The organism is Pantoea cypripedii (genome assembly GCF_002095535.1).
Lineage (GTDB): Bacteria > Pseudomonadota > Gammaproteobacteria > Enterobacterales > Enterobacteriaceae > Pantoea > Pantoea cypripedii.
Genome location: NZ_MLJI01000001.1, coordinates 3,577,265 through 3,589,639 on the forward strand (window position 1 = coordinate 3,577,265; position 12,375 = coordinate 3,589,639).

A 12,375-nucleotide genomic window follows, 5' to 3' on the forward strand; every position below is an offset into this window, starting at 1 on the left:
TAGCTTAATTCCCCAGCCTGATTAGGCTGCTGTAAATTATAGTCAGCCCGTTAAAAATATCCAATTCGTTAACGCAACAATAATAAATCAGAAACAAATGTCGGGTTTTATGGTGCTTACCGCGAACCAAATGGGCGCAGAAAAATCCTTAACCCTTTGCGTCATGCCATTTGTCACCTGCTCCTGACTGTGCTTTGTTAGAGCAGCAATACCATCTGGTTAATCAGCGAAGGAGAGATTATGACACGTCTTACCGCACAGGATTTTCCGCAGGAACTGCTTGAGCTTTATGACTATTACGCCCACGGCAAAATCAGCAAACGCGAGTTCATCACACTGGCGGCAAAGTTCACCATCGCCGGGATGACCGGTGCCACGTTGTTAAGTGCCATGAGTCCGAACTATGCGCTGGCGCAGCAGGTGGAATTCACCGATCCCGCTATCAACCCGGAGTACATTCACTACCCATCGCCGCAGGGACACGGTGAGGTACGCGGTTATCTGGTGCGCCCGGCAAAAGCCAGCGGCAAAGTCCCTGCCGTGGTGGTGGTGCATGAGAATCGCGGGTTGAATCCGTATATCGAAGACGTGGCCCGCCGCGTAGCAAAAGCCGGTTATATTGCGCTGGCACCGGATGGGCTGAGTTCGGTCGGGGGCTATCCGGGTAATGATGAAGAAGGCCGCGCCATGCAGGCAAAGATTGATCCGGTCAAACTGATGAACGACTTTTTCGCCGCCGTGGATTTCCTGATGCACCACGAGGCGGGCACCGGCAAAGTCGGCATTACCGGTTTCTGTTATGGCGGCGGTGTCGCCAATGCGGCAGCGGTGGCTTTTCCCGAACTGGCCTGCGCGGTGCCGTTTTATGGCCGCCAGCCGAAAGCAGAAGATGTGCCGCGTATTCAGGCACCGCTGCTGCTGCATTATGCGGCGCTGGATAAAGGCATCAATGAAGGCTGGCCAGCCTATGAAGCGGCACTGAAAGCCAACCATAAGGTTTACGAGGCGTATATTTATCCCGGCGTGAATCACGGCTTCCATAATGATTCGACACCGCGTTACGACAAAGCGGCGGCAGAGCTGGCGTGGAGCCGTACCTTAGGATGGTTTGAGAAGTATTTGCACGCCTGATCCGCAGCGGCGCGATCTATCGCGCCGTCACGCCGATTCGCGCACTTCCAGAATGCGATGCAGGTTACTCTCAAGCCAGTCCGCAAGGCCGATAACCTGCCCTTCGACTTCACGTCCCAGCGGGGTGAGATGGTATTCCACATGCGGCGGCACCACGTCATAAGCGATGCGCGCGACAAAACCATCTTCTTCCATATAACGCAGCGTCTGCGCCAGCATGCGTTCGCTGACGCCACCAATTCTGCGACGCAGCTCGCTGAAGCGCAGCGTTTCCTCGCGCAGGGCCAGCAACACCAGCACGCTCCAGCGGCTGGTAATACGTTTCAGCACTTCGCGCGAGGGGCAATTGACGTTCAGCAACTCACCGCGGCTAAATTTATCACTCAGGTTTTCAGACATTTAGGTTTTTCCCGCCAAACTAACAATTCTGTAAGTACTTACTAAAAGTTAGTTTATACGCCAGGATGATGACATACCAGTTCAAACTGAAGGAGAACATCATGATTGCGATTACAGGTGCAACCGGCCAATTGGGTCGTCTGGTCATCAACGAATTACTGAAGAAAGTCCCGGCAAGCGAAGTGATTGCGGCGGTGCGTTCACCGGAAAAAGCCGCAGACCTGGCCGCGCTGGGCGTGACGCTGCGTGCCGCTGATTATAGCCAGCCGGAAACGCTGAAAAGCGCCTTTGCGGGGGTGGATAAACTGCTGCTGATTTCCTCCAGCGAAGTCGGACAGCGTGAAGCACAGCATAAAGCGGTGATTGAAGCCGCCAAAGCGGCGGGTGTGGGTTTTATCGCTTATACCAGCCTGCTGCATGCCGACACCTCACCGCTCGGCCTGGGTGTGGAGCACCGCGCCACCGAAGCACAGCTGAAGGCTTCCGGCATTCCGTTTGCGCTGCTGCGTAACGGCTGGTACACCGAAAACTATGCAGCGAGCATCCCGCCAGCGCTGGCACATCATGTGTTTATCGGCGCGGTTGGCGAAGGTCGTATCTCATCTGCTGCGCGTGCCGATTATGCGGCCGCCGCCGCCGAAGTGATCAGCCGTGACGACCAGGCGGGCAAAATCTATGAACTGGCCGGTGACGAGAGCTATTCACTGGCAGAATTCGCCGCTGAGATTGCGCAGCAATCTGGTGAGAAAGTGGATTATATCAATCTGCCGCAGGCGGAATTCGCGGCGGCACTGAAAGGTGCGGGTTTGCCCGATGGTCTGGCAGAGATGCTGGCGGACTCCGATGCCGGAGCCGAACAGGGCGGGCTGTTTGATAACAGCAAAACCCTGAGCAAGCTGATTGGCCGCGCAACAACACCTTATGCCGATGTGATCAAAGCTGCGCTGGCGAAATAAGCGCACGATCAGTAGCGGCGCAATTTATTGCGCAATTCCGCACAAGATGCTGAAAAACCTGCGCGATAAATCGCGCCGCTACACTTTACCCTCCAGCCAGCAAAGTGCCTGTTGAGCACGGCCTGACAATGGCCACTCGGCACGGTGGATCAGCCAGATGGTATCCACCAGCGACACGCCGCAGCTTTCCACCTGGATCGCTTCCGGCTGCGCAAACGCCAGCCGCGCCGATTGCGGGATCACCGCAAATCCCAGACCACGCGCCACCGGTTCAAGGATCAAACTGATCTGATTACTGAACCCACGTTGCGGCAAATTACGCACCCCCGGATTCCCCGGAAAACGGCGGCTCAGCAAACGCGTCGCCATCGCCTGACCATCCGGATGATCGATATAACCCAGCGTTTCCAGATCCGCCCAGCCGTGCACCTTCACGCCCGCTGGCACCACCAGCTCCAGCGGTTCCTCAGCAAATTTCTCCGCCACCAGCCGTTTATCGTCCGGCTTCTGCGTGACCAGACCCATCTCGTAGCGATTATGTAGCACCGCATCCATCACCTCGCTATCCGGGGCAAAGCGATGTCGGATGCTGAGATCCGGGTACTGCTGTTGTAACGCCAGCAGCAACGGATAGAGACGCAGACCGATGCTGCCCGGTGAAATCAGGCTCACTTCGCCACAGGTCACATCCTCTTCGCTCAGCCGTAGCGTCAGATGGCGCTGGGCGCGATCCACCTCCTGGCAATAATCCAGCAGCGCCAGCCCGGCGGGCGTCAGCTCCAGCGGACGCTTGCTGCGCAGGATCAACGGCCCCAGTTGCTGCTCCAGATGCCGGATATGCTGGCTGACGGCCGCCTGGGTGATCCCCAGGCGATCGGCGCTTTCCGTGAAGCTACCCAGCTCCGCCAGCATGGCGAAGGATTTTAACCATTGTGGATTGAACATAATGAAATTTTATAAAACCCATAACCGAATCACTGTTTTCATTATACCCGTTGCGCAGTAGCCTGTAGATCTTTTCGACACATGGAGAACGCAGATGACTGCTCCTTATCCTCGTACCTTTTCTCATATTGGCCTGTCCGTGACCGATCTCGACGCGGCCGTGAAGTTCTATACCGAAGTGCTGGGCTGGTATCTGATTATGCCGCCCACTGAAATCCAGGAAGATGACTCCGCTATCGGCGTGATGTGCAGCGACGTATTTGGCGGCGGCTGGGAGAAATTCCGCATTGCCCATCTCTCCACCGGCGACCGTGTCGGCGTGGAAATCTTTGAATTCAAAGCGGCGGAAAAGCCAGAAAACAACTTTGAATACTGGAAAACCGGCGTGTTTCACTTCTGCGTGCAGGATCCGGATGTTGAAGGTCTGGCGGAAAAAATCGTCGCGGCTGGCGGCAAACAACGTATGCCGGTGCGCGAATATTTCCCCGGTGAGAAGCCTTATCGCATGGTGTATATGGAAGATCCGTTCGGCAATATCATTGAGATCTACAGCCACAGCTATGAACTGACCTACTCTGCGGGTGCCTATGTTTAACGTGCCGAACGACTGGCGCGGCTGGGTCTGGCAGGGCGGCAAATCGCCGCACGATCTCCAGGATCGTTATCTGACTGCGGATCCTTTGCAGTCCGGCGAGGTGCTGGTGCAGAACGCGGCGATCGGTCTGAATCCGGTGGACTGGAAAGTGCTCGACAGCCAAATCGGCAAAGTACCGGGTGTGGATGGCGCAGGCACCGTGGTAGCCATTGGAGCGGATGTTGATCAACGCTGGCTCGGCACCCGCGTGGCTTATCATCAGAGCCTGCAACGTCCCGGCAGCTTTGCCGAATTTACCCCCATTGCCGCCCAGGTACTGATGCGCCTGCCGGATGCTATCGATTTTGCTACGGCAGCGGCCTTCCCCTGCCCGGCATTAACCGCCTGGCAGGCCATCGAAAAAGTTCCCACCCAGCCGGGCGCGTCATTGCTGATTGCCGGTGCCGGGGGATCGGTCGGTCACTTCCTGGTACAGCTGGCGCAGGCGCGTGGTTTCACGGTGACGACACTCAGCAGCGAGCGCCATTTTTCCCGCCTGCAAGCACTCGGTGCGAAGTACACCTTAAGCGATCCGCTGCACAATGCCTCGCGCTTCTATGCAGTGATTGATGCCGCCAGCCCGGAACACGCGACCAGCCTGGCCGATAACTTGCTGGCGAATGGCCATCTGGTGTGCATTCAGGGCCGGGTAGAACAGTGGCCCTGCACGCCGTTTGGCCGTGCGTTATCGCTACATGAAGTGGCGCTCGGCGCACTGCATCTTCATGGTGACGCACAGCAATGGCACGCACTGACCCAGCAAGGTGAACGCATGCTGGCGCAAATCGCGCAGGGCACCTTACACAGCGAACTGCTGCTGCATTTTCCTTACGATCAGCTGCCCACGCAGTTACAGGCGTTGCAGCATCGTAACTTCAGCGGCAAACAAATTATATTGCTTTAACCATATTAAGGGGTTGTTATGTCAGGGTTATTTTCGCCGTTCACACTGAAAGATGTGACGCTGCGTAACCGTATCGCCATTCCGCCAATGTGCCAGTACAGCGCGGTCGATGGTCTGAGCAACGAATGGCACTACGTGCACTACAGCAGCCAGGCACGCGGCGGCGCGGGGCTGGTGATTGTGGAAGCCACCGGGGTGTCGCCGGAAGGTCGTATCACCCCCGGTTGTCTGGGTTTGTGGAACGATGCACAGGCCGAAAAACTGGCCCGTATCGCGCGGGAAATCAAAGCAGCAGGCGCGGTGCCGGGCATCCAGATTGGTCATGCCGGACGTAAAGCCAGCGCCAATAAGCCGTGGGAAGGCGACGATCATATCAGCGAGAACGATGCACGCGGCTGGGACACCCTCTCCCCTTCCGCCATCGCTTTCGGCAATAACCTGCCGCGCGTGCCCAAAGCGATGACGCTGGACGATATCAAACGCGTGCGTGATGACTTTGTCAGCGCCGCAAAACGCGCCCGTGACGCCGGTTTCGAGTGGCTGGAACTGCACTTTGCGCACGGCTACCTGGCGCAGAGTTTCTTCTCGGTCCACGCCAACCAGCGTACCGATGAATACGGCGGTGATGCCTTCGGACGCAGCCGTTTCCTGCGCGAAACCTTTGATGCAGTGCGTGCCGTGTGGCCGGAAAACCTGCCGCTGACCGCGCGCTTTGGCGTGCTGGAATTTGATGGTCGCGACGAAGAGACGATGCAGGAAGCGATCACCCTGACAAAATACTGGCGCGCCAACGGCATGGACCTGCTGAGCGTCAGCATGGGCTTTTCCACCCCGGACGCCAATATTCCGTGGGGTAGCCCGTTTATGGCCCCGATCGCCGAGCGCGTGCGGCGTGAAGCCGATATCCCGGTGGCCTCGGCCTGGGGCATCGATACGCCGCAGGTGGCGAACGCCACCATTGAACAAGGCCAGCTGGACCTGGTGATGATTGGCCGTGCACACCTGAAAAACCCGCACTGGCCTTATCATGCCGCGCTGGCGCTGGGTAAAAGCGAACCTTCATGGGTGCTGCCCGCCCCGTACGCCCACTGGCTGGAGCGCTATCGGGTCAGCGAAGACTAAGCGAGTGCGCCCCCGTCGGGGCGCATTTTTCCGCGTTGCGTTTGCCATCAAATGATCAATATTTTCCGCATTTTTTCTCCATCACCTGGCGATTTTCTTATTTACAGATAATTCTGTCCGATTATTTATAGCTTCATTTCAGATACCGTTTTCATTTCCTGAAATATAGCGCCTTGTAATCACTCAAAAATCACCAAAATAACCGATCCATCGACATGATTTATTACGTTCATAGATATTTCGCATTGTTGCCCTGAGGGATGAGGGATATATAATTTGTATTTTAAGCAACCGGGACTTTTCAGGAGGCTGCTATTAATACTAACCACCAGCAAAATAATGTTTTCGAAGAGCATCGTGGCGATGCGGAACTGAAGTATCAACAGGATCCTCATGAGTTAATCCTTGAGGGGATGCAGGATTCTGAGCCGGAGCCGGAGCTGATTGAAGGTCTGCCCGCCCCGGATGCGCTCACGCCCGCCGATCGATACATGGAGCTTTTTGAGCACGTGCAAATGTCGCGGATATTTGCCGATAGCAAAACGTTCCCGGATTGTGCACCAAAATATGATCCGCTGGATATTTTAATCCGCTATCGCCGCCGCAAACGTTCGGCTGATTTTGATCTCGGCAAATTTGTGCATGACCATTTTTATCTGCCGCAGAGCAATGAAAGTTTTTATGTTTCTAATCCGGATAAAACCCTGACAGAACATATTGATGAGCTGTGGCCGGTGCTGACTAAAATGCCGCAGCAACATATGCCGCATTCGTCGCTGCTGCCGCTACCGAAACCCTATGTGGTGCCAGGCGGACGTTTCGGTGAAACCTACTACTGGGACTCCTACTTCACTATGCTGGGCCTGGCGGAGAGTGGTCGTGACGATCTGCTGCGCGATATGGCCGACAACTTTGCCTGGCTGATCGATAACTACGGTCATGTGCCGAATGGCAATCGGACCTATTATCTCAGCCGTTCGCAGCCGCCGGTGTTTGCGCTGATGGTGGAACTATTTGAGGAAGATGGCATTCGCGGCGCGAAACGCTATCTCGACCATCTGATGAAGGAGTACCAGTTCTGGATGGACGGTGCCGGTTCGCTGATGCCTGACCAGGCCTACCGCCATGTGGTACGCATGCCCGATGGTTCGCTGTTGAATCGCTACTGGGATGACCGCGATACACCGCGCGATGAATCCTGGATTGAAGATGTGGAAACCGCCAGCAAATCGCGTCGCCCGGCGAATGAGGTGTATCGCGATCTGCGTGCCGGTGCCGCTTCCGGCTGGGATTACTCCTCACGCTGGTTGCGCGATCCACATCGTCTGGCAAGCATTCGCACCACGCAGTTCATTCCGGTTGACCTGAATGCGTTTCTCTACAAACTGGAGCTGATGATTTCCACCCTGTCGCACGCCAAAGGTGAGGAACTGACGGCGCTGGCATGGCAGAAAAAAGCCGATGTGCGCAAACGCGCCATTCATCGCTACCTGTGGGATCAAACCGCCGGGGTGTATCGCGATTACGACTGGCGACGCCAGCGTTTTGGTGCCTTTACCGCCGCTGCCGTGGTGCCGTTGTTCCTCGGCTTAGCCACACCGGAGCAGGCGCATTTACAGGCAGTGGCGCTGCGCCAGCTGTTGCTGACGCAGGGTGGCCTGGTCACCTCGATGGTGGAAAGCGGCGAGCAGTGGGACAAGCCGAATGGCTGGGCACCGCTGCAATGGATGGCGATTGTCGGGCTGAATCACTACGGTGAAGAGACGCTGGCAACGGAGATTGCGGTTAACTGGCTGACCACGGTGAAAAACTTCTATTCGCTGCATCATAAGCTGGTGGAGAAGTATGACATCAGTGGCGAGCGCGCCCGTCCGGGTGGCGGGGGTGAGTATCCGTTGCAGGATGGCTTTGGCTGGACCAACGGTGTGACACGTCGGTTAATGGCGATGTACGGGCATTTGCTGGCGGATTGATATCCATTACAGCGTGATAAATCACGCCGCTACGATGGGTGCAGAATCCCGTAGCGGCGCGATTTATCGCGCGGGTTTTTAATTACCTTGCAAAAATGCCAGCAGGTCGGCGTTCAGTTGATCCTGATGCGTCACCGCAAAACCGTGCGGGCCATTCTCATACACTTTCAGCTCCGATCCCGGAATCATCTCGTGCACCAGTTTACCGGTGGCTTCGAACGGTACGATCTGGTCGTTGCTGCCGTGAATCACCAGCGTCGGCACATCCACTTTAGCGATATCCGCCCGGAAATCGGTCTCGGAAAACGCTGTCACACAATCCAGCGTACCTTTCAGCGAGGCCAGCAGCGCGATATTCAGCGTCTGGGTCATCACGCCGTCCGATACCGTCTGTCCGGCATTGGTACCATAGAAAGGCACCGCGAAGTCTTTGATAAACTGCGCGCGGTCCTGACGTAATCCCGCTTTAATGCCGTCAAATACCGCGGTCTCCACCCCTTCCGGATGATCGCTGGTTTTACCAAAAATCGGCGTCACCGCCCCCAGCAGCACCAGCCCTTTCACCTTCGCCGTGCCGTAACGGCCAATGTAGCGTGACACATCGCCGCCGCCCATGGAGAAGCCCACCAGGGTGACATCGTCCAGTTGCAGGTGTTCAATCAGGCCATGAATATCATCCGCGAAGGTGTCGTAGTCGTAACCTTCCCACGGTTGTTCAGAGCGACCAAAACCACGGCGGTCAAATGCAATAACCCGGTAGCCACGTTCGGCGAGGAAATTCATCTGGCTATCCCACATGTCGGCATCCAGCGGCCAGCCGTGGCTGAACAGTACCGGTTGGCCTTTGCCCCAGTCTTTGTAATACAGGTTAACGCCGTCTTTAGTTTTGAAAGTGCTCATAATTTTTCTCCGTCAGGTGAGTAATGTTGTGTCTCGCTAATCAAACTACCCGTGGTCGACGGAAAAACCTAAAGCAGAGTTTTTGACGACTTGTTCAAACTTTTTTGCGTTCGGCGCCTGTCAAAAAAGCCTGGACAAGTTGGCCGATTTTTTCCGCTATCAACCATCAGCCAGGCTTCGTAATGTGCAGTCATCGCAACCTTATCGGAGATTGACCATGAGCCAACCACCTGTAACCGCACGCAGCAGTGCCTTTTCCCCCTTCGCCTACGGGCTATTTGCCCTGATCTGGACCGCTTCAGTCTTAGGCAACACCGGCAGCTTTATCCGCGATGTCGCCAGCGCCTGGCTGGTCACCGGATTGTCTGATAACCCGGCCGCCGTGGCATTGATGCAAACCGCCGCCACCCTGCCGGTGTTCCTGCTGGCGCTGCCTGCGGGCGTGCTGTCCGATATCGTTGACCGTCGCCGTTTACTGATTGCCGTGCAGATATTAATGGCCAGCGTCAGCGGCACTTTGCTGGTGCTGTCGCATAACAACTGGCTGACCACCGAATGGTTAATCGGCCTGACCTTTGTCGGCGGCATCGGTGCCGCACTGTTTGGCCCGGCGTGGCAGGCGATTGTGCCGGAGCTGGTGCCGCGTCATGAACTGAAAAACGCCGTAGCGCTGAATTCACTCGGTATTAATATCGCGCGCGCTATCGGCCCTGCCACCGGTGGCCTGTTGCTGGCCAGTTTCGGCGCGATGGCAGCTTACGGCGCGGATGTCGCCAGTTACTTCTTCGTGGTTGCCGCGCTGCTGTACTGGAAGCGTCCGGCCAAAGCCAAAACTGAGTTGAATGAACACTTCTTTGGTGCCTTCCGCGCCGGACTGCGCTATGTCCGCGCCAGCCGTGATTTGCACCGTGTGTTGCTGCGCGCCGCGTGTTACTTCGCCTTCGCCAGTGCCATCTGGGCGCTGCTGCCGCTGGTAGCGCGTAATATGCTGCACGGTACTGCCGGGTTTTACGGCCTGCTGCTGGGTGCAGTCGGTGCCGGTGCGATTGCCGGTGCGCTGTTGTTGCCCCGTTTTCGTCTGCGTATGGGCAACGATGGCCTGCTACTGCTCTCGGCGCTGCTCAGTGCGGTGGTGATGCTGGCACTGGCACTCAGCCCACCGCAGTGGCTGGCGTTGCTGCTGATGGTGATTCTGGGTGTTGGCTGGATTATCGCTCTGACCACCCTGAACGGCGTGGCACAGGCGGTGCTGCCGGATTGGGTGCGTGGACGGGGTCTGGCGGTGTATCTGATGGTATTTAACGGCACGCTGGCGGGTGGCAGCCTGGTCTGGGGGTTAGTTGCCCAGCATATCGGGCTGGCGAATACCCTGCTGCTGGCGGGTGTGACCTTACTGATCAGCGCCCTGCTGCTGAAACGCCTGGTGTTGCCTGCCGGGGAAGCCGATCTGCAACCCGCACAGCGCTGGGCCGAACCGGTGGTGAGCGATGAGGTGGATGTGCGTCGTGGTCCGGTGATGATTCAGGTGCGTTATCAGGTGCCGCAGTCCGATCGTGCAGACTTCAAACGGGAGATGCGCAAACTGGCCGCCGCGCGCCGCCGTGACGGAGCCTATGCCTGGGGATTGATGGAGCAGAGCGACGACCCCACCGCTCTGCTGGAATGGTTCCTGGTGGAATCGTGGCAGGAACACCTGCGCCAGCATCAGCGCGTGTCCCACGCCGATGTGGAGCTGCAACAGGCGGTGCTGCAATATCATCAGGGTAACGAACCGCCGCGAGTCAGCCACCACATTTCGATTTAACTTCAGGCTGGCAAATAGATGTCATGCAGACCTGGCAGCGTGAGTAAGCGCTCACGCCACCAGGTCGCTGCATTACCGTTTGCGCTTTCATTCCACGCCAGGTACGCCATATCGCGGCGACATTCACTATCCAGTTGACGTTCCACCAACGCGCCACTGCGTAAATGCGGCTCTGCCAGATAGCGAGGCAGATAACCGCAGCCCAGACCGGCAAGCTGAGCCTGCAATTTGGACGGGAAATCATGCACGCTCAGCGTCTTCTGCTCATCCAGCACGCGTAAATCAATACCCGCACTGTGGCGTGAAGAATCATGCACCGTCACCGCCCGATACTGACGAATTTGTTCACGCAGCAGCGGCTCAGGGGCCGCAGCCAGCGGATGCTCCGGCGCGACGGCAAACACATACTCCAGCCAGCCGAGCGGCTGACAGCCAATCTCTTTACGCGTCGCCGGTTCCTGCACTGCGCCAAACACGATGTCTGCCTCGCCGTAATGCAGGGCTTCCCAGCAACCGGCCAGCACATCATGGCGGAACTGGAGCTGAGTATGCGAATGCTGCTGATAGAATTCATCAATCAGCGGGGTCAACAGGCTAAAGGGTACGGAGGCATCGACGCTGATCACCAGTTGGCTCTCCCAGCCGCTTTCCACGTAGCGCGCCTGCTGCTCCAGCTCGTTCACCGCACGTAATAACGTGCGGCCTTTTTCCAGCATCAGACGACCGGTCGGCGTAAAAGTCGCGCGATGGCCGGAGCGATCCAGCAGCGTGATTTTCAGATCGCTTTCCATTTTCTGCACGGTATAACTCAGCGCTGACGCGGTTTTAAACAACCTGGCCGCCGCTGCGGCAAAGGTGCCGTGACGATCGAGCGCATCCAGAATCAGCAGCGCTTCGAGGTTCAAACGCATTCCTTACCCCCTCCCCAAAATTTGTTGAACAACAACCCAAAAACAATCCGTTATCAATAAACGCTCTCATTTCGTATTTTTTTCCTCAACGACGCAAGCACTTTCACCCGCGAGACGCACCGAGGAACAGACCATGAAATATTCACAACAGGCTCATCATGTCACGCTGGTGATCACCCACAGCATCCAGCCAGAGAAGCAGGCCGACTACGAAAAGTGGCTTGAAACCATCATGCCGCAGGCGGCCAGCTTTCCAGGACACCTTGGGGTGAACGTGTTGCGCCCGGTACACGGCGACAACGCCTACACCGTGCTAATTCGCTTTGTTGGCATGGATGAGTTGTATGCCTGGCTGAAATCCCCGGCCCGTCAGGAACTGGTGAAAGAGCTGCCAGCCATCCTTGCCCAGCCGGAACATATTGAAGTTCGCCCTGGCGCTGCGTTCTGGTTTACCCCGACGCAAAAAGGCCAGGTCAAACCCGCCAAATGGAAACAATACTTACTGACGCTGGGGGTGATTTTTCCCTCAGCCAACCTGGTCCCCTGGTTCTGGAATACGGTGTTGCCTGTCAGCCACGGCACGCTGTGGGGGAATTTTCTCGACAATGCCAGCGTCGTGGCGCTAGTGGTTTTCCTGTGGATGCCACTGCTGACCCGCGTGTTGAAACAATGGCTGATTGGCAGCAAAGCATAATC

The 12,375-nt window shown here is 56.8% G+C and carries 12 protein-coding genes; 8 read left to right on the forward strand and 4 right to left on the reverse strand.

Annotated elements, in window-relative coordinates:
* Positions 1–240 precede the first annotated feature (240 nt).
* A complete protein-coding gene (yghX, locus tag HA50_RS16465) occupies positions 241–1,131 on the forward strand; it encodes a YghX family hydrolase (protein ID WP_084876639.1) in 891 nt (296 codons plus the stop codon).
* Positions 1,132–1,158: 27 nt separating this feature from the next.
* Here yghX and HA50_RS16470 read toward each other — a convergent pair whose 3' ends face one another.
* A complete protein-coding gene (locus tag HA50_RS16470) occupies positions 1,159–1,530 on the reverse strand; it encodes a winged helix-turn-helix transcriptional regulator (RefSeq protein ID WP_084876640.1) in 372 nt (123 codons plus the stop codon).
* A gap of 101 nt (positions 1,531–1,631) precedes the next feature.
* Between HA50_RS16470 and HA50_RS16475 the strand changes: the two genes are divergently transcribed.
* Complete coding sequence (locus tag HA50_RS16475; protein ID WP_084878582.1) at positions 1,632–2,486, forward strand: SDR family oxidoreductase; 855 nt, start codon at positions 1,632–1,634, stop codon at positions 2,484–2,486.
* 78 nt (positions 2,487–2,564) lie between these two features.
* Here the strand turns inward: HA50_RS16475 and HA50_RS16480 are convergent, their stop codons facing one another.
* Entirely contained in the window at positions 2,565–3,431 is an 867-nt protein-coding gene (locus tag HA50_RS16480) for a LysR family transcriptional regulator (protein WP_084876641.1), read from the reverse strand.
* 94 nt (positions 3,432–3,525) lie between these two features.
* Between HA50_RS16480 and HA50_RS16485 the strand changes: the two genes are divergently transcribed.
* The 4 genes from HA50_RS16485 (at position 3,526) to treF (ending at position 8,064) form a co-directional block, all read left to right on the forward strand.
* A complete protein-coding gene (locus tag HA50_RS16485) occupies positions 3,526–4,026 on the forward strand; it encodes a lactoylglutathione lyase family protein (RefSeq protein WP_084876642.1) in 501 nt (166 codons plus the stop codon).
* A complete protein-coding gene (locus tag HA50_RS16490; RefSeq protein ID WP_084876643.1) occupies positions 4,019–4,969 on the forward strand; it encodes a zinc-binding dehydrogenase in 951 nt (316 codons plus the stop codon). The genes HA50_RS16485 and HA50_RS16490 overlap by 8 nt, the downstream gene beginning before the upstream one ends.
* An 18-nt stretch (positions 4,970–4,987) precedes the next feature.
* Positions 4,988–6,091 carry an NADH:flavin oxidoreductase/NADH oxidase gene (locus HA50_RS16495; RefSeq protein WP_084876644.1) on the forward strand — a complete coding sequence of 368 codons (1,104 nt, stop codon included), beginning with the start codon at positions 4,988–4,990 and terminating at the stop codon, positions 6,089–6,091.
* 314 nt (positions 6,092–6,405) lie between these two features.
* Entirely contained in the window at positions 6,406–8,064 is a 1,659-nt protein-coding gene (gene treF, locus HA50_RS16505) for an alpha,alpha-trehalase TreF (RefSeq protein ID WP_084876646.1), read from the forward strand.
* Positions 8,065–8,142: 78 nt separating this feature from the next.
* Here the strand turns inward: treF and HA50_RS16510 are convergent, their stop codons facing one another.
* Positions 8,143–8,964: an alpha/beta fold hydrolase gene (locus tag HA50_RS16510; protein WP_084876647.1), complete on the reverse strand. Its 822-nt coding sequence runs from the start codon at positions 8,962–8,964 to the stop codon at positions 8,143–8,145.
* A gap of 217 nt (positions 8,965–9,181) precedes the next feature.
* Between HA50_RS16510 and HA50_RS16515 the strand changes: the two genes are divergently transcribed.
* Entirely contained in the window at positions 9,182–10,768 is a 1,587-nt protein-coding gene (locus HA50_RS16515) for an MFS transporter (protein ID WP_084876648.1), read from the forward strand.
* 2 nt (positions 10,769–10,770) lie between these two features.
* Here the strand turns inward: HA50_RS16515 and HA50_RS16520 are convergent, their stop codons facing one another.
* Positions 10,771–11,679 carry a LysR family transcriptional regulator gene (locus tag HA50_RS16520; RefSeq protein WP_084876649.1) on the reverse strand — a complete coding sequence of 303 codons (909 nt, stop codon included), beginning with the start codon at positions 11,677–11,679 and terminating at the stop codon, positions 10,771–10,773.
* A gap of 133 nt (positions 11,680–11,812) precedes the next feature.
* Between HA50_RS16520 and HA50_RS16525 the strand changes: the two genes are divergently transcribed.
* Positions 11,813–12,373: an antibiotic biosynthesis monooxygenase gene (locus HA50_RS16525; RefSeq protein ID WP_084876650.1), complete on the forward strand. Its 561-nt coding sequence runs from the start codon at positions 11,813–11,815 to the stop codon at positions 12,371–12,373.
* The last annotated feature ends 2 nt before the right edge of the window (positions 12,374–12,375 follow it).